Origin of the sequence: Rhodanobacter lindaniclasticus (genome assembly GCF_004799035.1) — a bacterium.
Lineage (GTDB): Bacteria > Pseudomonadota > Gammaproteobacteria > Xanthomonadales > Rhodanobacteraceae > Rhodanobacter > Rhodanobacter lindaniclasticus.
In genome coordinates this window covers 45,277-68,328 of record NZ_MWIO01000030.1, presented here as the reverse complement: position 1 = coordinate 68,328, position 23,052 = coordinate 45,277, and the positions used below count along the sequence as shown (strand labels likewise).

At 66.1% G+C, this 23,052-nt stretch carries 25 protein-coding genes; all 25 read right to left on the bottom strand.

Annotation, left to right across the window (positions count from 1 at the left end; all coding sequences use genetic code 11):
- Positions 1-91: 91 nt before the first annotated feature.
- Positions 92-1,300, bottom strand: a complete 1,209-nt coding sequence (locus B1991_RS10995) for an SIR2 family protein (RefSeq protein WP_023657724.1) — start codon at positions 1,298-1,300, stop codon at positions 92-94.
- A 105-nt stretch (positions 1,301-1,405) separates the two neighbouring features.
- Complete coding sequence (locus B1991_RS10990) at positions 1,406-3,679, bottom strand: helicase-related protein (RefSeq protein ID WP_136258761.1); 2,274 nt, start codon at positions 3,677-3,679, stop codon at positions 1,406-1,408.
- A gap of 100 nt (positions 3,680-3,779) precedes the next feature.
- Positions 3,780-4,085, bottom strand: coding sequence for a hypothetical protein (locus B1991_RS10985; RefSeq protein WP_023124349.1), 306 nt, complete (start codon positions 4,083-4,085; stop codon positions 3,780-3,782).
- Between the two features lie 101 nt (positions 4,086-4,186).
- The gene (locus B1991_RS10980; RefSeq protein WP_031754999.1) at positions 4,187-5,296 is read right to left on the bottom strand and encodes a DUF6094 domain-containing protein; all 1,110 of its coding nucleotides are present in this window, start codon (positions 5,294-5,296) and stop codon (positions 4,187-4,189) included.
- 65 nt (positions 5,297-5,361) lie between these two features.
- Positions 5,362-6,012, bottom strand: coding sequence for a hypothetical protein (locus B1991_RS10975; RefSeq protein ID WP_034031706.1), 651 nt, complete (start codon positions 6,010-6,012; stop codon positions 5,362-5,364).
- An 84-nt stretch (positions 6,013-6,096) separates the two neighbouring features.
- The gene (locus tag B1991_RS10970) at positions 6,097-6,462 is read right to left on the bottom strand and encodes a hypothetical protein (RefSeq protein WP_023434578.1); all 366 of its coding nucleotides are present in this window, start codon (positions 6,460-6,462) and stop codon (positions 6,097-6,099) included.
- A gap of 89 nt (positions 6,463-6,551) precedes the next feature.
- Positions 6,552-7,163, bottom strand: a complete 612-nt coding sequence (locus B1991_RS10965; protein WP_053461227.1) for a DUF3275 family protein — start codon at positions 7,161-7,163, stop codon at positions 6,552-6,554.
- Positions 7,164-7,218: 55 nt separating this feature from the next.
- A complete protein-coding gene (locus B1991_RS10960) occupies positions 7,219-7,899 on the bottom strand; it encodes an STY4534 family ICE replication protein (protein ID WP_425466675.1) in 681 nt (226 codons plus the stop codon).
- Positions 7,900-8,114: 215 nt separating this feature from the next.
- Complete coding sequence (locus tag B1991_RS10955) at positions 8,115-8,480, bottom strand: DUF3085 domain-containing protein (protein ID WP_023124353.1); 366 nt, start codon at positions 8,478-8,480, stop codon at positions 8,115-8,117.
- A gap of 66 nt (positions 8,481-8,546) precedes the next feature.
- Positions 8,547-9,347 carry a GTPase gene (locus tag B1991_RS10950; RefSeq protein ID WP_136258760.1) on the bottom strand — a complete coding sequence of 267 codons (801 nt, stop codon included), beginning with the start codon at positions 9,345-9,347 and terminating at the stop codon, positions 8,547-8,549.
- Between the two features lie 283 nt (positions 9,348-9,630).
- On the bottom strand, positions 9,631-10,347 hold the full coding sequence (locus tag B1991_RS10945; RefSeq protein WP_136258759.1) for a DUF5983 family protein: 717 nt from the start codon (positions 10,345-10,347) through the stop codon (positions 9,631-9,633).
- Positions 10,348-10,594: 247 nt separating this feature from the next.
- Positions 10,595-10,987 (bottom strand): hypothetical protein, encoded by a 393-nt coding sequence (locus tag B1991_RS10940; protein ID WP_003141051.1) that lies wholly within the window; start codon positions 10,985-10,987, stop codon positions 10,595-10,597.
- 25 nt (positions 10,988-11,012) lie between these two features.
- Positions 11,013-11,249, bottom strand: a complete 237-nt coding sequence (locus tag B1991_RS10935; protein ID WP_010792170.1) for a hypothetical protein — start codon at positions 11,247-11,249, stop codon at positions 11,013-11,015.
- A 780-nt stretch (positions 11,250-12,029) separates the two neighbouring features.
- Positions 12,030-14,045 (bottom strand): DNA topoisomerase III, encoded by a 2,016-nt coding sequence (locus tag B1991_RS10925; RefSeq protein ID WP_136258757.1) that lies wholly within the window; start codon positions 14,043-14,045, stop codon positions 12,030-12,032.
- A gap of 294 nt (positions 14,046-14,339) precedes the next feature.
- Complete coding sequence (locus tag B1991_RS10920) at positions 14,340-14,723, bottom strand: single-stranded DNA-binding protein (RefSeq protein ID WP_004362284.1); 384 nt, start codon at positions 14,721-14,723, stop codon at positions 14,340-14,342.
- On the bottom strand, positions 14,720-15,268 hold the full coding sequence (locus B1991_RS10915) for a DUF3158 family protein (RefSeq protein WP_004362273.1): 549 nt from the start codon (positions 15,266-15,268) through the stop codon (positions 14,720-14,722). Before B1991_RS10915 ends, B1991_RS10920 begins: the two co-directional genes overlap by 4 nt.
- Positions 15,265-16,053 (bottom strand): PFL_4669 family integrating conjugative element protein, encoded by a 789-nt coding sequence (locus tag B1991_RS10910; protein WP_136258756.1) that lies wholly within the window; start codon positions 16,051-16,053, stop codon positions 15,265-15,267. The genes B1991_RS10915 and B1991_RS10910 overlap by 4 nt, the downstream gene beginning before the upstream one ends.
- Before the next feature lie 188 nt (positions 16,054-16,241).
- Complete coding sequence (locus B1991_RS10905) at positions 16,242-16,994, bottom strand: OST-HTH/LOTUS domain-containing protein (RefSeq protein WP_168709623.1); 753 nt, start codon at positions 16,992-16,994, stop codon at positions 16,242-16,244.
- Between the two features lie 238 nt (positions 16,995-17,232).
- Positions 17,233-18,417: an STY4528 family pathogenicity island replication protein gene (locus B1991_RS10900; RefSeq protein ID WP_136258754.1), complete on the bottom strand. Its 1,185-nt coding sequence runs from the start codon at positions 18,415-18,417 to the stop codon at positions 17,233-17,235.
- 3 nt (positions 18,418-18,420) lie between these two features.
- Positions 18,421-18,981, bottom strand: a complete 561-nt coding sequence (locus B1991_RS10895) for a DUF2857 domain-containing protein (protein ID WP_136258753.1) — start codon at positions 18,979-18,981, stop codon at positions 18,421-18,423.
- A 17-nt stretch (positions 18,982-18,998) separates the two neighbouring features.
- Entirely contained in the window at positions 18,999-20,639 is a 1,641-nt protein-coding gene (locus B1991_RS10890) for a ParB family protein (protein WP_136258752.1), read from the bottom strand.
- Positions 20,632-20,868 carry a type II toxin-antitoxin system HicA family toxin gene (locus B1991_RS10885; protein WP_136258751.1) on the bottom strand — a complete coding sequence of 79 codons (237 nt, stop codon included), beginning with the start codon at positions 20,866-20,868 and terminating at the stop codon, positions 20,632-20,634. Before B1991_RS10885 ends, B1991_RS10890 begins: the two co-directional genes overlap by 8 nt.
- Positions 20,852-21,718, bottom strand: coding sequence for a ParA family protein (locus tag B1991_RS10880; RefSeq protein ID WP_136258750.1), 867 nt, complete (start codon positions 21,716-21,718; stop codon positions 20,852-20,854). Before B1991_RS10880 ends, B1991_RS10885 begins: the two co-directional genes overlap by 17 nt.
- Positions 21,719-21,758: 40 nt before the next feature.
- A complete protein-coding gene (locus B1991_RS10875; protein WP_136258749.1) occupies positions 21,759-21,977 on the bottom strand; it encodes an AlpA family transcriptional regulator in 219 nt (72 codons plus the stop codon).
- Positions 21,978-22,095: 118 nt separating this feature from the next.
- A complete protein-coding gene (locus B1991_RS10870) occupies positions 22,096-22,857 on the bottom strand; it encodes an ATP-binding protein (RefSeq protein WP_168709622.1) in 762 nt (253 codons plus the stop codon).
- Positions 22,858-23,052: the final 195 nt, after the last annotated feature.

Genomic DNA, 23,052 nt, shown 5'->3' with positions numbered 1-23,052 from the left:
CTGCCGTGACGAGCGCTGGCAGCAAACAAAGGGAACTGGACGCCGACCGATTAGTGCGGTGGGTCAAGAAATCGTTGCCCTGGACAGGTACCTACGTGGCAGCGACTTTCAGCAATACCTTCGTGAATGCTTCTGGTGCAAGGAGGAACGATTGGAAGCCATCAGCCCACACCGCCGCTTTGCCACGGGCATCCACAGTCCAGCCGTCGTCCGCTTTGAAGCGTGCTTCAGCGACGTTTACCAGATCGATGCCTAGTTCATGGAACAGCGCGATGTCACGATCTTCCAACTCGAAATGGATGGTGCTGTAGAAGTCCAGCGCCTCTCGCCCCCAATAGCCGACGTAGAGAATCGGCACGTCGGGTCTGGCACGCCGGGCAGCCTTCAGGAACGTGTTCAGATGGAGATCCGCTAGCCCGCTGCCTAGCACCAGAATCAGGTCTGCCTCCATGGCCTCCCGGTTGAGCGCCGAGTAGTAGAACGCATAGGGCGACTGCTGAAGGCGGCCGAGTTTGTCCAATCCGGTGATGATCGCGCCCCGCTCGACGTGGGTGCCATCCATCCTGTCAACGCCCGAGCCATTGAATCTGGCTTGCCGACGTGCCACGGCCTTGTCATCGAACCAAACGATGTCACCGATCTGATGCTCGCCGGGCACGGAGAATCCCATATGGACTGATCCGTGTAGATGGAACAAGGCCGGCTTGCCCCACTCCGCCCAGAAAGCCTTTCCGTCGAAGTCCGAGTGATCGCCATGTCGCTGCGTAAAGCCGGTGAAGTAGCGCCCTTGGGTCGCCTGGGCGACGAAATCATCGTAGTTGGTCGTGTACACGCGAGGGACGTACTGCTGCTCCAGCACCTCGAAGAACGCAGACAAGGGATTCAATGGTAGGGCTGGGTTGTCGCAGACTTCCGAGACCTTCGCATAGATGAAATCAAGCATCGCGCTGCAGGCGGCCTTGAGTGCTTGCTCAGGGTGCGTCACAGCGGTGCCCAGGAACGGATACATCACGGGTAGGAACTTGGGAACCGCGCCTTGCTTTGCGCGCAACTGGCTGAGTTCGTGCATGACGTGATAGATGCGCTCAAAGTGGGCTTCGGCCTCGCTGGCATAGTAGGTGCGCAACTTGTCTCGAATGTCGAAATAGACCTCCGTTCCTCCCACATGGGCACAGTATTTGTCGGCCTTGATGGCGTCATCGATAAGATTCCCGAATCCAATCGTAGCGGGGATGCCCAGCTCCACCGAGGCTCCGGCCCCCATCACGACCAATGCCCTCTGCTTACCGTTCTTGTTCATTACCCGCCTCATAAAGAGATCGAAGATAACCTAACAGAAGGCAGCCCCGAAGGGCCGTGGAAAGAAGCCGGCGACCCCGAGGGGCCGCCGGCATGAGCACATGGATCAGACCGTGACAAGCTGCCGTGCCAGTGCCACCTCCACCGAGTCGCCGTCCTGATTCAGGACATCGAGCCCGGACTCCGGCACGTCGCCCGACGTGCTTTGCGACACCATGATCTTCCGGGCCATCAACCCCAGGCAGGTCATCTGCGAGGAGTTGGCGTAGCCGAGGTAGATCACGCGCACCGGCTGCTTCTGGCCGATGCGCCATGAGCGCCGCGCGGCCTGCTGCAACGAATACACGTTGTAGCCCGACTGGAGGAACACGATGGTCGGGAACTCCAGCAGGTCCAGGCCGGTTTTCACCAACTCGGGATTGGTGATGAGCACGTCGATGCCACGGTCCAACTGCTCGGCGATCCAGTCCTCGCGGCGGGAGGCATCCACGCTCGCGCGCAGTACCGCCACCTTGAAGCCTTCCTGCTCCAGCAGCACCTTCAAACGCGACGTGGTGTCGCGCGTGCCGGTGTAGACCGAATAGACCAGGGTCTTGCGACCTTCTGCCTTCTCTTGCTTGCAGATCTCGATCAGCTCGCGCTCCTTGGGCATCACCTCCAGCTCGTTGAACTGAGCCGGAACGAACGCCAAGGTGTTGCGCGTGCGCGGATGCACCACTGTCTCCGACCGGAAGCAGCAGTCCGGCCAGGCCAGCAGCACGTTGAGGACTACACCGAGCAGCGTCGTGTCGCGCTTCGCCAGGGCCTGCTTCAGCTCCTGGGTCAGCCGACCCGCCAGATCGCGGTAGGCCGCGGCTTGCGCCGTGTCCATCGCGACTTCGCGGAACTCCTCGTCGTAGGGCGGCAGCACGTTGCCACCGATGTCCTTCAGCTTGAGGAAGACTGTGAACGGCAGGACGCAACGCAGCACGCCCTTGGGACCGAACCCCGGCGCCTTGACCGTTCGCACCGATACCTTGGTGCCCTTGGCCGTCTTGTGCGCCGTGCCGGTGCTCTCGGAATAGATGTCCTTGAGCACGCCGTGATCGCGCATGAACGCCATCGCGGCCGAGGTCATGCTGCCGCTCTTGGTCGGCCGGTAGCCGTCTTCTATCATCCGCCCCGGCAGGGCTCGGAACAGCAGGTGGAACAGGTCGTCGCCGTAGCCGCCCATCAGTGTGCCGGTGAGCAATAGCGTCTTGCGCGCCTTGGCCGCCAACACCCCCATGGCCTGGCCCTGAGCGGAGCCGCCGTTCTTGTACTCGTGCGCCTCGTCGGCGATGAGCAGGTCGAACGTGCCTTGGGGAAGCTGCCTCTTGATGAACTCGGAAGGCTGGTAGCCGCCCTCGCCGAAGCCGAACTCCATGTTGGCCATCGCGCGTTCCATGCGATGGGCTTGCCGGTCCGAGAAGACCAGCTCGCCGTTGCCATCCATCAGGTTGATGAACTCGTGGATGTTGTCCCCGAGCATCGACGCAAGGAAAGCGTCGCCGAACTTCTGCATCAGCTTCTGCGCGGTGACTTCCCCGATGGTTGGAATACGCTTCAGCGCCTTGAGCACGGTCGAGGACTGGTCGCTGGCGGACAGGCCTCTGGGACGGATCAAGGACCACAGCGGTGCATGGCAGTGGCTGCACTTGCGGCGGGACTCTTCGGCTTCGAGTTCGACCGGGTTGATCGGCTCGCCGTCGAGGTCGGTGATGACATGCCCGCAATCCGGGCAGCCCCCCACGTCGCCGTGAGGAGTGCGCCGTCGAACGAAGACAGGTTTCCAGTGGAACCCCATCCGCATCCGCACGCGGCCCAGGACGAAGAACTCCTGGCCCTGGGCCGGCACGCCCAACTGCTCGCGCAGTTTCAGCAGCTTGACCAGCGTGTCCGGGCCATTGAGCACCCAGACCTTGGCACCGGCCACCGTCTCCTGGATTTCGCGCCGCCACTTGTAGACCAGGTGGGGTGGCGAGAGCACCAGGGTGCGGCGGTAGCCTTCGGCGTTGAGCACGGCGGCGGTGGCAATACCCACCGTCGTCTTGCCGCAGCCCATCTCGCCGTTGACGATCGCGGCGCGTTCGCCGCGGTCGACCAGCAGCTCGGTGACGGCATGGACCACATCGGCTTGCGCGGGGAACAGCTTGCGCTTAAGCGCGGCGAGGATAAGTTGCCGATGCACCCGCACCTGGCCGGTGTAGACCGGCGGATTGGCACGGTTGAGCGAATCGAGCAACTCGTCGCCGAACTCCGTTACGAAGTCCTGCAGGCTGAGCGTGAGGGGTGAAGCGGCCGCTTCGAGCAGGTCGCCCTGCACAGCGGTTTCGGGAACGGTTTCGAGATCGAGGGACATGGTGATGCTCCAAGGCAATGGGGCATGTCACCTCCCTCACGGGGCGGTGACATGCCCCTGGGTGGGAAGAATGAAGCGGCGCGAGACCGCGGGATGCGGATCAGTATTCGCTGGGCAGCAGCAGCGTGGTGACGCTGCGATCCCATTCAGTGATGATCCAGAGCTTCAGGTCGCGCGTGACCTGGTAGGACGAGAACAGACGATCCTCACCGGACTTCAGCGCGGCGTCGTTCTGCCGTCGATCGCTGTCGTCCAGGTCGCCCCAATCGCCATGAAGATGGCGGCGCAGGTACGGCGAGGGGTTGAGCCGGCCCTGTCGGACCAGCTCGTCGACGCCGGCGGTCATGACCACCTGCCCTGGCGAAAAGCGTGCTTGTGACGCGAGGTTGAGGACTGCGAGTGCCATGGTGGTTTCTCCTTCTGGAAGAAGGGGCCACGGCACCCCATCGGGGCAACGTGACCCCGGTGGGTGGATGAAAGCGACGGCGAACCGTCAGGGAACAGCGATCAGCGGATGGTCAGCACTTCGCCCCACGTAGGCGAGCCCAGCGTCAAGTCCCATGCACGAATGACCGGCACGAACTTGTCGGTGAGGATGCGCGTCTCGGCCACGGAGCCGTCGTCGCGTTCGGTGTATTCCGTCTGGAGGGTCTTCTCCTTGTGGGTATCACCTTTGACGACGAGCACGCGCCCGCTCTTGGACTTCACTACGCCAGAGATCGCGCCTGCGGCCAAGGCCAAGGCGAGATGCCAGTGCGACAAGGCCCGCGCGGGCGGACGCAGCGATTGCTGCGCGGCGCCCAGGTGCGTATCGAGCGCCGGCCAGAGACCTTGCAGCCGGCCGACTTCATCGGCGAACTGCTCGGGCTCCATCGTCACGCGATAGAAGTGCTCCGGCTCGGCCGGGCTGGCAGGGACGGTGTACGGCAGGAACGGCCATTCGAGCGGCAGCTCCTCGGCTTCGGCGTCGCCCTGTCCGATCTGCAGCAGCAGACCACGCACGGCCTTGACCGACTCCGACGCCTGGTCGCGCTGACGAATCCTGCGGCCGAAGATCACCACCTGCTTGAACTGCGTTTCCACCGCACGGTAGATGCGTAGGTCGGCGAAGTGGCGCGTCAGCCATCCGACCAGCTCGGGGTCGAGCACGTAGGACGGCACGATGAAGATCAGCACGCCGTCGTACTGCAGCAGCGGCAGCGCGCGCTGATAGAAGAGCTTTTCCAGCCGCGCACGGCCCTGGCCCTGATAGCCGATGTTGCCGTTCACGTCCTTGCTCAGGTCGCCATACGGCGGGTTCAGCCACAGCAGCCCGAAGGACTGGCGCGAGATCAGTGTGTCCATCAGGTCACCGTGGATGCAGCGATCGACCAGTTGCCGTGCGTGGCGGGCACGCTCAGCGTCGTACTCGACGGCGAAGGCCTGGACCTGCTCGCGCCCGAGGGCGTGGGCGGCTTCGGCAATCGCCACGCCTTCGCCGGCGCAGGGATCGAGGATGGACATGGAGCCGGGAGACGGCGCCAGTGCGGACAAGGCCCGCTCCAGCGTCGGCTCGTCGGTGGGGAAGTAGCCGTTACGGATGAAATTGCGCGCCAGGCGCGGAAACATGAGTGCCATGGATTTCTCCTGATGATGGATGAGGGAAGGCGGGCACGCGCGGCGCGCATGCCCGTGGGGATGGCTCACGCCACACGCCGAAGCGGTGCGTTCGCGGCCAGTTCGTACTGCGTGGCGCCAAGGGTGCCGTTGCGGATCAGCTCGCCCAACGCCTTCGTCAGCGCCGGGACATCGAGGGCCAGCCGATGGCCTTCCAGCGGCCCGAGGGCCAAGGGAAGACCGGTCAGCATCCGCCGTGTCTGCAACAGCTCCAGCACGGTGTCGCGCCAGTGGTCGAGCAGTGGCAGCGGGCAGGTGTCCTGCACCAGCGTCCACAGCCGGTCGAGCCGGTGAGCGGAATCCCTGGGCAGAAGCGCCAGCGCGCTGGCGTTGGCCTTGTCTGGCTTCACGCAGCGACGATCGAACAGCCACACGTTCGTCAGCGAACCGAACAGCGTTCGCCGATAGGCGCGGGTGATGCGCTTTTCCAGGTTCTCGACGTTGCCGACGAAGACCGAGATGGATGCGCCCTGCTCGGTGATGACGTGGAACTGATCCAGTCCCTGTTCATCCCGGCCGAGGGTCAGGCGGGCGAGGAACTCCTGAACGGCGGTGTCGCGCGCCCAGATCGAGAGAAAGACGAGATTGCCCTGCTCGTCACCGACGCAACCGTCGGCCATGAGGTCGGGGCATTCGTCGATGCGGTACAGCGGTTTCGCGGAAGAAGGTGCAGGCATGGTGATGTCCTCTTGGAAATGAAGGAGCAACCACAGCCCGCGGGGCCGTGCTCGCCCCGGTTGGGTGAAGGAAGATGCGTGCCGCTAGACAGCGCGCCCCGCGTGGAAGCGGTGAACCCGCTCGCGCCACTCGGGGCTTTGCACCGGCGCCATGTCGAGATAGCGCAGCGGGCACGAGTAGTAGTACGGATGCACGGACTCATCGAGGGACTTGTAGCCCCAATCGCCGCCCGAGCTTTCCAGCAGATGGCAGCCGATGTAGCAGACGGACTCACCGGCCACGAGGCCCATGACGCCCGCCTGCCTGGCGGTGACGCGAACCACGGTCCACAGAACGTCGCCGTCCAGCGTGTGGTCGATGACTTCGCAGCAAGCGTGTTCGGACGCCTGCGGAGCGATCAGCTCGCGGATCAACTGATCGCGCGTCTGACGAACGAAGGTCCAGCCCATGAGGGTCTCCTTGAAGCAAAGGCCGGAGCCCTCCCCGTCGGGGGAGAACCCCGGCGGGTGGCGGAATGCCGCGTAAGGCGGCGGATGGATCAGGCAGCTTTGAGGTGCCAGTCCTGGGACAACGGAGCGAACTCGTAGCCCAGCTTGTCGAGACGGTCGCGCTGCTGACGCAGCACACGACGATCCACGGTCGCATCGAGCTTCACGGTCTCGCCCAGGGGCCACAAGGCACCGAACAGCGCCGCGTCGTCTGCCTCGGCCGAGGCCGCAGCGGACACGGGAGCCGGTTCGCTGCCGAACGGCGTGGTATCGACCAGGGGATCACGCGGACTGCGCGGCTTCGCCTTCGGCTTGGCCGGGGGCGTTGCCGGCACGGGCGCCTGCGCCTCCTCGTCGACCGGATCGACTTCCTGCGGACTCAGCCGGCGGGCTTCGTCGCGGCTCAGGGCGTCGATGTTGGACAGTGTCATCCCGCCCAGATGGGCGCGGATCTCGATGACCATGCGGCCGTTGGCGTTGTACGTGGAGGGGCGAATCTCGACGATGACGAAATCACCGTCGTACTTGCCCTCGCGGTACTGATCGAGTTCGGCGTTCTTCACGACGAACTCGCCGATCGAGGTCGCCAGGCGGCCGACGTTGAAGTCGCCGTTCCTGCCGTGGATGGTCTTGATGGCCAGTTGGCCGGGGATGGTGATCATGAAGGTCTCCTGCTGACGAAGAGAAGACAAGGCCCCGGGGATGGGGCCTTGCGGATCAGAACGACTCGGCAACGGCCAATGCGGGGGCATCGGCAGCGTCGTCGGCAGCATCGGCGTCGGGCTTGGAAGGCTCCGGTGCCGAGGCTTGCTGCGCGGCGGGCGCGTCGGACGTCACAGGGACTTCCGGGTCGCGCTCGTCGGTCTCGGTCGGCTTGGGTTCGGCCTTGTAGACGAGCTTGCCGTCGACCTTGATCCAACTGACGAACAGCAGGCGGGCCTTGAGGCTCACCCCCTGCTCGCCGGCACGCTTGCCCTTGGAGTAGGTGAAGGTGTCGGCCCACAGGTCGCCCAGGCGGAAGCCGATCATCACCTTCTTCTCGGCGTCGACCGCCTGAATGCAGCGGCGCACCAGGTGCTGCGCTTCCGAACCCGATACGCGCGTGTCGAAACGCACATACGAGACGTCATCGCTGGGACCGTTCAGAGCCGCGATGTCGCAGGCCAGGAACGCATCGCCTTTCTTGGGCTTCACTTCGCGGATGCGATTGAGATACCCGAGGCCGGTGATGTGCAGATCGAAGTAGGACTTTTCGGTGGAAGTGGTCATGGTGAATCTCCTGAGAACAATGAGGCGGAGACACACCCGACCCAAGGCGGGGAAGGTGTGGAACCCCCGCGTGGGTTGATGGAACAGCTTGGTGGCATCGCCATCGAGAACCGATGGCCGTTCGCGCATGGATGCCGGTGCGAACTGGGGTGATCAACGCGGTCGGAACCGCATCGCAGCCTTGAAGATCGTGGCTGCCTGGGCATGTCGCTGACGGACGTCAGCGGAACATGGGCGGAAGCGTGGCGCCGGGGCGGCGCGCATGCGAGCGGTAATTGGCACTCGCGGCTGTCCGCATTGCCGGGAAGAAAGAGGCCCCCGGAGCGGGGGCCAGGGATGGGCGGTCAGTTACCGCTGGGCGCGGAAGGAACCGCCTGCAGCGACAGGTGTGTCGCGGTGGCGGACACGTCGAGATCGTCCTCGCTGTGCAGGATGCACGCAAACACGCCCTCCTTCGGATCGAAGAACTCGCCAAAGTCATCGCCGCCGAACTCGGCGCGCGCCAGCTCCCACCAGTCATCGAACGCATCGACATCCGGGTTGCAGCCAGCGGCATAGGCGATGGTCTTCTGGCGACCATCGGGTCGGCGCTCGCCGCGCTCGGCCAGGAAGTACACGCCCTGATCCTTGACCAGGATGACGCGGCATTGATTCGCCACCGCTTCGGCGAGCACGGGCCGCAGCTCCGTGCCTTTGAATCGAACAGTCATGGGTGTGATCTCCAGGGATGCAGGAAGAGAGGCTTCCCGCCGCGAAGGCGGGAAGCTGCTGGGAGATCAGTGCCGGACAGCCTTGCGACCCGACAACAGGCACTGCACTCGGATGCGGCGCCAGCTCCCGTCGTCGATCAGCCGTTCCAGCGTCTCGCCGAGGGTGTCGAAGAACACCTCATCGACCCGTTCAATCAGCTCGCCGTCGCGGCGCAGCTCCACCGCGTAGAGGTCGAGGCCACGCTCATACAGCACGGTGACGCAACCCTGGAACTTCATCGTGGCGACGGTGAAGCCGATGGCCGGCGGCGTGCGGATGATGTCGGCGGGCAGCGGATCGACCCAGGTGATGTCCCGCGCACCGGCATCCACCAGCATGTGGGTGATGCGCCGGAAGCCGTCGGGAGCGGGCAACTGCTCCAGTTGGTCGATCAGTTCCTGCAGCTCGGGGCAGCGCGGCTCGGGGATCGGCAGCTTCGCCGGTGCGGAACCGAGCACGAACCGCTTCACCGTGTAGGGCTGGCCGTCGGCGGTGAACTCGGTCTGCTCCTCGGGCGTGTCCGCCCGCTGACCGTCGAAGCGGCGTCTGACATAGGGTTCGACCTGCACCTTGGCGCCCTCGTCGGGCACCTCGGTCACGAGCGTTCGATCGAGCACCGCGAACTCGGCTCGTCCCGTCTTGACGACGATGGCCTCGTCGGTGGTGGCGATGACCTTGCCCTCGAAAGGCTTCGGGTCAATGTGAAAGCCCAGCGTCGAAACCTTGGGCTGGCCGTCGAAGATGTTGAACTTGAACGAACGGACGTTGGAAGGCACATGACCGACAACGAGCGTCGGCATCTGTGCGCGGATGGCTTGGGTATCCATGGGGAGACTCCTTGTGGCAACCAAGGGACTCCCGCCCGCAAGGGAGGTCTGTCCCTTGAGGGTGAGGTGGATGGACGCGGGTGCGCCCGGAGAACGAAACAACCAGCACGGCGAACCGCGCCGCAGTCTCGAAGGTCTCGACTGCCTGGGCATGCTGCCGGCAACGCCAGCGAACATGCGGCCAGCGTGCGGCACATGGCGGCGGCCGTCCGCCTGGAATCGGCAACGCGCCGGCACCGCGTTCCGCGGAAAAGAAGAGCCCCGCACGGGGCTCAAGAGGGGGTTACTCGTCGTCGTAGAGCGTCAGTCCGTCCAGCACGGGCGCGCCGGCATCGAACACCAACATGCGAACGTCGGCGAGCGCAGCCAGGTGCAACACTTCCACGAGGGACTCCGGCATGCCCTTGGCCCGGTGCTCCTGCCGCAGTTCTTCGGCGGTGATGCCCTCGACCTGCTGCACGTTCGCATCCGTCCAGGGCGTGGCGATCAGCTTCACGCCGACCGCCGGGCTGTAGGGAATGCGGAAGGCCACGAACAGAAAACCGCTCGGCGTGGCGATGTCCGCCAGTTCGGCGAGGAAGCGGCCGGCCTCCTCGGTGATGTGCGCCGAACTGATTTCCCAAGCACGGCTGTAGAACCCGGTCTCGAAGCGCAGGCGGCGTACCACCTCGCGCGCGGCTTCCTCGGAGTAGGTGTCGCCGACGTGCAGCGGCTTGCCGGCTTCTTCGGCCATGACGGCGTAGACGAGGTTTCGGGCGATGCCGTGGCTGGGGCACTGCGCGTCCAGCTCGGGCGGCACGTTCTGGCCCTCGGTGATCAGCGCGAAGTCGTCGCAGAAGACGCAGGCATGGCGCTCGACCTGGCTGTCCGGCAGGTGCGACTGCGAGACGTGCAGCGGCAGATAGCTCAGCGGGCAGTCGTCGTCGTAGGAAATCGCCAGCAGCCGTTGCACGGACAGGCCATCGTAGCCGCGGACGAAGGGATTGTTGGAATGGGACATGGGATTCCTCCAGCAGAGGATGGCCGAGGCAATCCCCTGCCGGGGATTGAACCCCAGCGAGTGGATGAAGTGGCAGCCGGTCAACCGGCCGCGGCGTCGGGCCGTGGTGGCGGGCGGTGCAGGTCAGTGGAAGATGCTGATTCGGGACATGGCCGCTCCTGCGAAAAGAAGGAGGGACATGGCCCCGAACGGGGACGCATGTCCCTCGTGGGGTGGGATGAAAGGACGGTGGGTTGCCAGGCGCGGCTCACCAGCCGTTGTAGTGCAGCGTGAGGTCGGCGATGACCTGGCGCCGTTCCAGATCGAGGCCGCCGAAGTCGGACAGCCCCTCGAAGCCGCAACGCTTGAGCATCGCGCCGCCCTCGCGGGAGTTGTAGAAGCTCACCATCGCGGACAGGAACATGCGTTGACCGCTGCTCAGCACGCCCAGGGCGTCGTTGAGCATCAGCATGTTGGGCCGCAGGTCCCACTTGGTGGTGGCACGCTGCAGACCTTCGCGTGTGCCGTCGCCGAACCACTCGTGGCCGGCGATCTGCGCGCCGCGCTTCCAGGCCTCGAAGAAGGCCTGCGGTGCAGCGTCGAAGTGCGCCTGTTCCAGCGCCATCTGATCGAGCACGTCTTCGGGTAAAGACAGATTCATGAGAGAACTCCTTGAAGGGTGGGAATCAGGGGTGAGCGCGCTGTGTCCAGGCATGGGTATCCAGGGCGCGCTGTGCTGCGAGGTGGGTCGGGAAATACTCGACGGACTCCCGCGATACCGGGCCTTCGTCGTCTTGCGTGCCGATGTAGTGGCCGGCCGCGCTGCGCAGCACCTGTAGCGGCAAACGCTTGCCGGTCCAGGCCAGCGCCAGCGCACCACTGCGCACTGCGGTTGCAGAGGAAGATGCAGAAGGTTCAGACATGCCGTGCTCCTTGGTGGGTCGGGGAGCACGCATCCCGTAGAGGATGGAGTTCCCCTCGGGTGGTTGAGAAAAGTGCATCGTCGCCAGGCCGGCGAGCGTCCGCGGTGGGCGATGCGAAGCGGACTGGATCGGTCAACGCGGCGAACCGCGTTGCAGTCTTGAAGACCGAGACTGCCAGGGCATGCCGCTGACGACTGTCAGCAACGCATGGCGTGAGGATGGGCGCGAAGCATGGCTGCCGTCGCAGGGAAAACCGAATCGCGGACGGCCCGCTTTAAGGCAGGCCCGCGTCACGGGACAAGGCAAGGACCAGGGCGCCGAAGGCCACGCGGGCCTTCGGCTGGAGAGGAAGGAAAACCACCTGTGGGCTGCGTCAGCGCAGGCCGTCGTCAAAGCCGTTCGCTGCGTCAGCAATCGCACCCGGCCCGTTTCGTGGCTGGGGCCGGAAACCTCTGGCGTGCATCCACACACAAAGGGAGCCCGTTGTTCCGCCGGCGGGCACCGGCACGGAATACCCTCGGCCCAAGGGGCCTCCTCACGGCTCGCACGGCGGCAAGGCGTCAGGAAGCCCCTCGTGGCCGAGGCAAGGCACACCGATCAAGGGAATGGCGGCGGGCGCGATTCGTGGAGCAATGACCTTCTCGCCCCGTCGCCCGATGGCGGGCAGACGGGGCGCGCACACCGTTGCAGAAGGAGACGCGCGCTTTGGAGTCCCGCGCGGTGCGGGACGTTTGCCTCGCCGCCAGTGAAGTGGCCGGCGCGGCAGGGGGGAAGCGAGGATCAGGACGCCTTGGAGGCAGCGCGCCGCTTGCGCGGTGCGCTGCGCCGGCCCGTCGGGGACTCGATCGGCAACGTGCCCTTGCAGTCCGGGTAGCGCGAACAGGACCAAAACGCGCCGCTCTTGCCCGTGCGCTGCTGCATCGGTGCGCCGCACTGCGGGCAGGCCGGCGCCGGCGGCAGCTTGAGCGAGAGCGTCGCGCCGCGGTACTGCTGCACGAGCTGACCGACCCACACGGACTGCTTCTCGATGAAGGTGTCCAGCGCCATCTGGCCGGCCTCGATCATGTCGAGCGCCTGCTCCCACACCGCCGTGGTGCCGGGGTCGGCGATGGCCGAGGGCACCGCGTCGATGAGCGTGAATGCCGCGTCGGAAGCGCGGACGGCGCGGCCTTTCTTGACCAGGTAGCCGCGACCGATCAGACCGTTGATGATGTTGGCGCGTGTCGCCTCGGTGCCGATGCCGGTGGTATCTCGCAGCTTCTGTTTCAGCCGCGGGTCGGTCACGAACTTGGCGACGGTCTTCATGGCCTTGATCAGCTCGCCCTGCGTGTAGGGTTTGGGCGGCAGCGTCTTCAGCGCCTTGAGATCTACCTTCCCGACCGGGCAGGACAGGCCCGCATGCAGGGCGGGCAGAATCTGGCTGCGCAGCGCATCCTCGCCATCGGCATCGTCCGGTGCCGGCGATGCCAGCACCTCGCGCCAGCCGGTGACGGCGATCTGCTTGCCCACGGCCGCCAGCGACTGACTGCCGCACGAGAACTGCGACACCGTCCGGTCGAACTCATGGTGCGGGAGGAACTGCGCGAGGTAATGGGCGCGGATCAGTCGGTAGACGGCCAGTTCCTTCTCGTTCATGGCCGACAGGTTGGCGGGCTCCAGCGTCGGGATGATGCCGTGGTGAGCCGACACCTTGCCGTCGTTCCATGCACGCGAGCGCTGTTGGCGATCCAGGCGCTCGATCAGCGGCCGCAGGCTGGGGTCGGTCTTGACCAGGCTGTCGAGTACGGTCGGTACCTCGGCCAGCATGCTCTCGGGCAGGTAGCCCGAATCCGAGCGCGGATACGTTGTCGCCTTGTGCGTCTCGTACAGCGCCTGGGCAATGTCCAGCGTCTCCTGCACGTCAAGGCCCAACTGCTTGGAGCACACCTCCTGCAGCGTGCCCAGGTCGAACGGCAGCGGCGGCCCTTCGCGCATGCGCTCCGTCTCGACCGACACCACCTGGGCGCTGCCGGCGGCGCGCATGCGGTCGGCGGCCTGCTGGGCGACCGGCTGTTGCAAGCAACGGCCAGCATCGTCAATACAACCCTGCGGCGACGTCCAACTTGCGATGAAGGATTGGCCGGCATGGGACAGCGTGACCTCGATCGCCCAGAACGGCACTGAGACGAAACGTGCGATCTCGCGATCACGATCCACCACCAACTTCAGCGTCGGCGTCTGCACGCGCCCCACCGACAGCACGCCGGTATAGCCGGCCTGGCGCCCCAGCAGTGTGAACAAGCGGCTCAGGTTCATCCCAATCAGCCAGTCGGCGCGCGATCGGGCGAGTGCGGAGAAATACAGCGGCAGCGTCTCGGCGGACGGCTTGAGCGCACCCAGCGCTTTGCGGATCGACGCATCGTTAAGCGCCGACAGCCACAGGCGCTGAATCGGCCCGTGGTAGCCGCACAGGTCGATGATCTCGCGGGCGATCATCTCGCCCTCGCGGTCGGCGTCGGTCGCTATCACCAGCTCGCCCGCCTTGGCGACGAGCTGCTGCACGACCTTGAATTGCGCCGCGGTCGCCACCTTGGGCTCGACACGCCAACGCTCAGGAAGAATAGGCAGTTGCTCGATGGCCCAGCGCTTGTATTGCTCACCATAGCCTTCGGGCGGAACCGCCTCCACCAGATGACCGATGCACCAGGTCACGACGACACCCGCGCCGCTGTAGCAGCCATTGCCGCGTTGGCCGGCGCCCAGCACACGGGCGATGTCCTTGCCCTGGGACGGCTTCTCGCACAGAAACACGCGCATGAAGCCTCCTTGGAAATGTGCGGTTCATCGGATGGGCGTCAGCTTGGCGGGGCCAGGAGATGCCGGCAGCAAGGAAGCCGATTGATGCAGCCACCGCTTTGTGATCGGCAGGCGGTCCGTTGCCGCAACGGTGCGCATGGACCGCAGGAGCTGGCACAGCAAGAGCGTCGTTTCGGGAGGGCGGCTGGAACGCCGTGGACGACCTTGGAGCTATCCCCTGGGGATAGCTCGCTGGTGCATCGCGGGCGTATGACGGTTGCTACAGCCGCCCTCGGGGGAACGGCGATGAGCGAATTACTGTCCGCCGGCCGGCTTGGCGCTGAGCGCCACCGACTCGATGCGGTACGGCAGGATGCCCACGCGCCGCGCCTCGACCTTGAACGTCACGCGCTCATTCTCGTCGGCGTCCTCCCATTCGTCGCGCACGGTGCGGCCCTCGACCAGTACCCGCATACCTTTCTGGTACAGCGTCTTCCAGTGCTCGGCGTCGCGGTGCCACAGCTCCACGGGCGCCCAGAAGCCGCCGCGATCTTCGTACTCGCCGTCCTTCTTCGGGATCGGGTTGTCGAAGTAGACGTTCAGGCGCAGCAGCCGGCGTGGCTCGTCGTTGCCGTTCGGAAATTCGCGGTAGTCCGGCGCAGAACCGATGTTGCCCTCGCCGACGAAGTGCGTGCTCATGGTGACTCCTTGGTGGTGGGTGGAACGGACGCGGTATGCCCGTGGACGCGCCGCAGGTAAGCCGCTTCGGCCTGCGCGGCCTTGTTGGCGCATTCCAGGGCTTGGCGAGCGATGCTGTGGGTCAGGCTGATCTGCATGTTCAGCACGATGCGCTGCAGTTCGATCGCGTACAGCTCGTCGATCAGCGAGGCCGGCGTCGCGGGGTTGGCCAGCAGGGCCTCCCACAACGCCACGCCCATGGAGGAACGGTCGAGGTTGCGCCAGCGCAGGAAGGTCGTCCCTGCGCCAGTGGCCTGCTGGGCCAGTTGCACGTCGAGCAGACTGAAGGGATAGGCGCGCGCCTGGGGCAGCACGCGCCGCTGCGCCAGGCCAATCACGTCGTCGCGCAGCGCTGCGCACTGGCTGGCCCAGGTCTCCAGACTCCCCTTACCCTTAAAGGGCTGTAAAAGGCCTTTTAGGTAGCCTGCGTGTTCCAGCCGCTGGAAGTCCGCCTGTTCCAGCGCCACGAAGCGCGTGGAGTGGCTGATGGGGGGCGATGCTGTCATGCGCCAGCACCCTCATTGCCCGCCGCACCATCGGCTGCGCCACCCGTGGGAGCCGGCGTATCGGGCTCGATGGCGGACGCTGCAGGCGGCGTGCCGGGCTTGGTCGTCCGCCGCGCGATCGGTGGCGCAAAGCGCGAGCGGCGCGTGCCTTCCAGCACGTCCTGCGGCAGCTCGCCGAACTTCTCCAGCGCCGCTCGCGCCGCGGCGTTCTTCGCCGCGAAGTCGTCGCGCGTCGTGCCCGAGTAGCGGTACTGCTGGGCCAGTGAGAACAGGCTGCGCAGCGCGTGCGCACCATCATTGAGCCAGCGCTCCAAGGTGCTGCGGTCGATCAGCGCCGTGTGATGCGCCAGGATGAGTTTGCGTGCCAGGTCGTCGTAGTCGGCCAGCAGGTACACCGCCATGAAGCCGAGCTGGGCGTTCACGAACAGCGGCAGCTTCACCGGCTGCACGTTCATGTTCTCGCCCAGCGACAGCGCCGCTGGCACGTCGGCCAAGGCCTGATCCACCTGTTCGCGCAGGGTCTGCAGGCGTGTCTTGGTGTCGGCGAGCTTGTCCTCGATCCGCAACATCCACCAGTCCGAGTACGGGTCGTCCTGCTCGGCGCCGCGCTTCATCTTGTTCATGGCGCCGATGAAGCCGTTGAGACCGATGATGCCGGGGCGCCCCTCGGTCGGCGCGCGGCCGTGCCAGATGCGCGATGCGTGGTGCGTGTGCAGCGTCAGCGACATCGCGCTGCGCAGCGATCCGAGATTCAGTTGCAGGGGTTCTGTGCGTTCGTTGGCCATGGGAGCGACTCGCGGTGAAGGGGCGAGTCGCCAGCATCGGCATCGGCCGGAAGGCCGTCAGTCAACAAACCGCAGCCCATGCGCGCCCGGTTTGTTCCGCACGGAAGGCTGTGTGTGCCGGCTATCCCCTGGGGATAGCTCGGCGGAGTCGTTCGCGGCTCGCGCGGAGGTGAGACCGCGTCGCGGGGCTATGCCTCGCGAGGTCGGTACCAGGCGGCCCGTTGCCCCTCCACCTCACGGTAGCGAAGCTCGAACAGGCGGCACTCGTGCACCACCTGCCGCCAACTGCTGCAGCCGTACTTGGCTGGAAGCTGCTCGGGATGCCGGTCCGCGATCCAGCGGCCAGCGGCGGCGATGGGTGTCCAGCCCTCGACGGCCAACTGCGCGGCGGCCTCGCGCAGCGCACGAACGATGCCGGCGGCCGGCCAGTCCACCGTGCCGTCCGGCGCGATGCCATTGACCACCAGGTCGTGGAACACATCCGACTGGACGAATTCCGCTGTCAGGCGCCGCGCCTGATCCATGTGCTCGGCCCAGCCGCGCAGCTGCTCGAAGTATTGATCGATGCGCGTGTAGGCGGAACCGAGTTCGTCCTGTGCAGCGCGGCACCCGTCCACGGTCCATAGATCGTGCTGATCGATGAAGTGGTGCACCAAGGTGTTGCGCAGCGATACCAGGTCTTTGAGGTCGGCTTGGGTGTTGGCGTAGTCCTGCGCAGACAGGCTCAGTTGCACGCGCGTGCGAAAGGAAATCACGTCGCCGGGAAGATCGTCGTCGCGTTCCTCGCCGCCATTTCCATCGGTGACGACATACGAACCAAACAGTTGTCCGACCAACGTGCCCAGGGTCTTGGTCGCGGCATCTTCAATCCGCGCTGCGCGAATGGCCTCCAGCGAATGCGCCGGGCCTGAAATCTCGTGGTGGGCCACGATGGCTTTCATGAGGCGCTCGTATTGTTGAAGGCGCAACAGGCATCTGCCCAGCAAGCGCTGAACGTCTCGCTGTAGTGGTTGCAGTGCGTTTGTGGCGGGGGAAGTTGTCATGTCCATCGTCGGCCGGGCTCGTGCGTGGCTGTCCTCGTCTGATTCACAGGCGACAGTTTCGCCTGTCATTCGGCGGGCAACAATCGAGCGCGGCGGAAAGATGTCTGTTCCAGCTATCCCCTGGGGATAGTCAGCATCAGCGATCACGCAAGGCTTCTCGGAGCTGAGCCAGGTAGGCTCGTGCGACCTCGGGGTCAGCCGCACGGGATGCCGGCGGTGACGAGGGCGCAGGTGGCGGGGGCGCTGGCGGCGTCGATGCACTTTCTCCAGCCCAGGCCTTGAACTCCCCGCGGATCGCCTTCTGGATGATGCCAAACAGGTAGCCGGCCGGGTTGCGTACCGCGCTGTTGTGGCAGCGTGCGGACCACTCGTCGAGAACGGCCTGCCTCTGCGCCTCGTCCACCTGCTTCAGCGCCACCAGCGCGCCGGCCTGCTGCTCGTCCTTCAAGCGCAGGAAACGCTCGGGCAGCCGCAGGTTCTGCAAGGCCCTCGCGCGCGGTACTGTACGTACTTCATTTATACGATCATTACGTACTGTACGGTCCTCCTTCGGAATCCGAAGAGAGCCGTCCGGCGCGGGTTTCGGCCCTGCTTCGGATTCCGAAGACGGGCGCGCAGCATTCCGAAGCAGGGCTTCCTGGCCTTCTTCGGATTCGTGGTCGGCACCCTCCTGTGGATAACCTGGCGTCGTCCAGCCATGCCGCGCCATGCGCTGCGCCAGCACCTGCAAGCGGGTCGGCAGCGTGCGGCCGCTGAGCAGCGGGTCTTCGGCAATCTCCTTGAGCGTGTTCATGCCCACGATCTGTACCGCCTTGGCGGCATGGGTCAGCGCCTGACTGACCAGGCCGAGGTAGTCGGCATCGAGCTGCATCGCCTCGAAGGGCGACAGCGGTTCGTCGTGCAGCACGTAGAGGTTGCCTTGAATGCGGCCGGTCTTCGGGTCGCGCCGCCGCCGCACCAGGCTGAGCCAGCGTGTCAGCCGCAACAGCGTCAGGGCGCGCGCCACGGTCTCGTGCGAGGCTTGTGCCGCGCAGGGCATCGAGGCCAAGTAAGGGCGCAATTGGTCGTAGGTGGGAAAGGCGGTCACGCCGTCGTCGTTGAGCTGCAGGCGGAACACCTGCCAGGCGTTGCGCTCCAGCGGCGTCAGACGTCGGTCGAGGAACAGCCTGCGCGGCACGCTCTCATGGCGGTTGCCGCTGTAGAGGAAACCATCGGCGGCCGGCGCCGTTCCCTGCGCCGGCTGCAGGTGCTGCAGGGCCTCGTCGAAGAGCGCGGACAGCGCGACGGGGCCTTCGCGCCGTGGTACGCCACCCGTGCTCATGGCCTACACCAGCCCCTGGTCGATCCAGTTTCGTATTGCCGCCCACACCACCGACATCGGCAGGCTCAGCGCCTCGGCCAGGTCCATGGTCAGCGCCAGCATCGCCATGTCGTCGGACAGGGCGATATGGCGCTTGGTGACGCCGGCCTTCCAGCGCTCCCACAAGGCCACGTCCTGCGCCTCATCGAGCACCGGATGCCGGCCCTTGCGCTTGGGCAGCCCGAGGATGTCACGGCGCAGCGCCACTTCCTGATGCGTGAGGCCGTAGAACTTGCTGACCATCTCCGTGCTCGCCCCCAGGCGCAGCATGCGGTCCACCGTGGCGATCTCCCGCTCCACGTCGTGCACCTGGCTCAGAAGCCGCTTCAATACCTCCCGGTTCACCGACACCGAACACCACGACACCGTGGCATTCACCAGCATGCTCACGAGTTCGGGGTGCTTCAGCGCATCCAGCTCCTCCTCGCCGAAGCCCATGGCCTTGCAGCGGCGCAACTGGCCGTTGCGCAGGTCATGCAGGGCCTGGGCGATCACGGCCTGGTTGAGCGGGTGCGGTGCCGACATACGGGAGCCTCCTGCGCTCAGGAATCCTGGCTCGCTACGCCGGCTTCCAGATCCAGCAGCCGGCGCGCCAGGCGCAGCAGACGGAACAGCTTCACCAGCGCAGCATCGCTCAGGCGTGTGGCCGAGCCGCCGTGGCCATGCAGCAGCGCCGCCAGCTCGTCGGCCAGCCGCGCGCGGTCCAAGCCGTTCGCGGCGGGCGGCGCCGCACTCAGCGTATGCAGCAGGGTGAGCACCGCCCGCGCGAACGCCGGCAGCGCTTTCGCCTGACCCATGGCCGGCGCCACGCAGACGAAGCCGATGCCGCCGTCGCTGGCCTCGATGTGGTCGGCTACCGCCGCATCCCCGGCGATCTCGCGCGCGAACTGCGCGATGTGCACGCGCAGGCGATCCGGCGCGTCCAGCCCCGGCTCGATGTACCAGACGTCCGAGATGGGATAGAGCCCGCCGGCCTGCACGGGGATCGCACGCAGCGCATCGGCCTCGAAGTCGGGCAGCTTGTCGCCGAGCTGGTCCGCGACCATCCGTTGGATGGACTGCAGACGCTCGGTGGTCGGTGCCGGCGTCACGATGTGCCCTTGCAGGCGCTCGTCGCGTTGCCCGTGCTGTTCCTCCGGTGCTTCGGGCGATGCAGGCGGCGTCGCTGCTGGCGCCGGAGGCGCGACCGGCGTGGTGTCGCGCGGCACAGACGAGGCGCGTGGCTGCCGAGGCGCGGAGACCGGCGAGGGCGGTGCAGCAGGCACGACAGGCGCCGCCGGTTCGCTGGTCAGCGCACGCTGGCGGCTTTCGCTGTCGTTTATCTCCAGCGCCAGGGTGTCGTAGTCCGCCTCCAGCAGCTCGGCCATCTGGCCCACCAGCTCGTCCTGCACCCGCTGCGGCGAGAAGTCGTCCGGCTGTGTGTCGAACTGCGTCAGCACGTCCTGAAACAAGGTGGCGAAGTCCACGGCCACGGTGCGGCCCAGCGCACGCCGCTCCCAGGTGCGCTCGCACGCCTTGCGCAGCACTGCGAGCCGGTCCACCTGATGCCGGCCCAATCCGCCGTACAACAACGTCGGGATCGCCGGCAGCAGATAGCGCACCGCATCGTTCATGCGGCTGATGTGCGACTGCGGCACCGGATAGCCGTCGGCAGTCAGCCGCCGCGCGAGTTCGCTCTGCGACAGCGCCTGGCCGCTTTCCTGCTCGTAGAACTCGCGCGCCTTCTCGATGCCCAACGCCCGCTCGATGAAGGTCAGCCCGCCGCGCAGCTCGTTCTCGGCCAGATGCCCGGTCAGCGCCACGATTTCGCCGCGCGCCGGCCACGGGCGGAACAGGCACGCAATGCGGAAGAAGCGTTCCTCCTTGGTCTCGCTCCACAACTCGCGCAGGATCGCGAGCCGCGTGTTGCCGCCGTTGCGAATGATGTAGTGCACCTCGCCCGGCCTGCGCGTGATCGCGGGGGGCGCGTCCAGCCCGCGTTCGCGGATGGACGCCTTGATCTCCGCATAGGCCGGGTTGCGCGTCACGCGCGGGTCGTGGTCGTAGGGCCGCAACTGGTCCAGCGTCACCACCATCGGCGTGTCGGCGATGGGGTCGCTCAAGGTCGCGGCCGAAGGGCCGCTGCGCTCGAAGCCGGTGGCCAGCAGCTTGGCAGCCATGTCCTGCGGCGTCAGCTCAGCCACGGCCGTTCTCCTGCGCCTGCCGGTCGGCGCGGCGAAGCTGCGCGCGGGCATTGCGGTCGGCACAGTGGTCGCTCGCAGTCGAGCTGGTGTAGATCGACGCGCAGCCTGGTTTCGTGAATTTCAGGTGCCCGCCGGACGTGCGCACCACGCGCCAGCCTTCGCCCAGCGCAAACTCGATCAGCGCGCGCAGCCGTTCACGGCCGCGCGCCAGTTCATGCGCGCTCGCCATGGCCGGCCCCTCCCGCATCGGCGCGGCCGGTGACCAGCGCGAAGCGCTCCCGCCACGCGGGGAACAGCTCACCGGCCAGCGTGCGCATGGTGTCCAGCGCCGCGGGCGCCGTGCGCCCAGTCGGCTGCCGGTACTCCACCCGATGTACCGGCAATCCTCGTGTCGCAGCGCGCGGATAGGCTTCGATGGCCGGCACGTCGGTGTCCAGCACCTGTACGCCGGCCTGTTCCTGGAACACCTGTCGCAGCGCCTGCTGGACCAGCCGCGCGTTCGACGACACCGGATGCACACGGTTGATGATCAGGCGCAGCGGCGGCGGCTCGATGCCCAGGTGCCGATACGGCGCGATGTCCTCGATCAGTTGCAGGGTGCCGCGGCGCAGCTCGCGCGCCGCGAGGATTTCCGGCGTCACCGGCGACAGCGCCAGGTCGGACGCCAGCACCGCCATCTCCAGCAGCACGCTGCGCGCGCCCTGGGTGTCGATCAGCAGCAAGTCGTAGTGCGTGCGGAAGACGGGAAGCAGATGGCGCAGTCGCAGGCGCCCATCCGGAGCGTGCAGCAGCAGCGTGTTCAGTTCGCCGCGGTCGTCGTTGGAGAGCACCAGGTCCAGGCCCGCGATCGCGGTGCGCGACACCAGTTGCTCGATGCGCCGCTCGTTGAAGGCCAGCATCTCGTAGATGCCGCCGGGCGCGCGCACGTCCAGCGTGAAGTAGCTCGACAGCGTGGGCTGCACGTCCAGGTCCAGCAGCAGCACGCGCAGCCCGGCATCGGCGATGAAGCCGCCCAGGTTGGCCGCCGTCGTGGTCTTGCCCACGCCGCCCTTGGTCGAAATGATGGACACCACTTGCATGAGCTTCTCCTCGTCGAATGGCATGAACCGAGAAGAAGCGTCAGGCGCGTTCTTTGAGGCGATCAGCGATCCACTGTTCGATCTCCACCGAGTCCCAGCCCACCGCGCGCACGCCCAGGCGCAGCGCCTTGGGGAACTTGCCTTCCTTCATCAGGCTGTAGATGTGCGCGCGCTTGAAGCCGGTCTTGGCTTCGACCTCGGCGCGGCGCAGGATGCGGTGTTCGATCGGTGCTGCCGTGGCGGCGGTCTGCGAAGACATGAGGGTCACTCCTTAACGCTCAGTGGCGCTGATTGGCGTGACTCGAATTAAGAACGCCGCGTTGAAGAAAGACACCGCAAATGCGGTATTCGCGACCGCAGATACGGTCTGGCATCGCTCAGGAAGTTGTGCTCTGCAAATTGCGCCGAGCCAGTGCGAACTTGGCCTGCAGGGTGCGTTCGGTGATGCCCATCGCGTTGCCGTGGTGCGCCACCATCGCGCTGATGATGGCCTCCTGCGTCAGGAAGCTGGAATACGGCATGCCGCTGGGCGACTTGCCCAGCAGCAGCGTCAGTAACCCGCCAACGATGTTCAGGTAGGTCGATTCGCTGCGCTGCCCCGGCGTGTTCGCACGCTCCGCGTCGGCCGCGCAGGCGGCGTGCGTTCTGAGCAGCGCCTCATGCTCGGCGCGCAGCGTCTCATGCACGCCCAAGTGTTCCGCCAGCCGCGCCTTGATCGCTTCCCGCTCGACCAGCAATGCGCCCACTGTGTCCAAGCTGATCGCCGGGTGAAGCGCACGCTCGATCTCATCGAACAGAAACGCCGGTTTCTCGCCGGGGTAGTAGTGCGCCATCCAGGCTTTCAGATCGACGTGCCGCACCGTCAGCGACGAGTCGTCCATCGCCAGGCCTTGCGTGTCCCGCCCCAAGCCCTCCTTGCCATACGGCATCTCGCCGTGAGCCAGCGCATCGAAGATTCTTTCGGCGTTCAACCGCAGCATCGGCCAGCGCGGAAACTCCATTGCCTCCGGCAGAGGCCGCTGTCCCAAGGTCGCCAGGATGCGCCGCTCGAAGCGCAGCAATCCGCTCCAGCGGATTGCCGCCTCGATCGGGCGGTAGTAGGTCTTGGCGCCATCGGCCAGGCTGCTCGACTTCGGCATATCGCGCGCCTCCATTCGTCATCGCACCGAGTCCACGCCGCGCACCCGCCGTACCGGCGGCGTGCGTGGCGGTCCAGGAATCTCCGGGCGAAACGAGCAGGTGGCGAAGCGGCGAAGACCGTGGCATCGTTGATGCCGCCGGTTTCGTTGCGAGATGCGCGCCTTGCCGCGCATGGCGCCATCACTCACAATTCG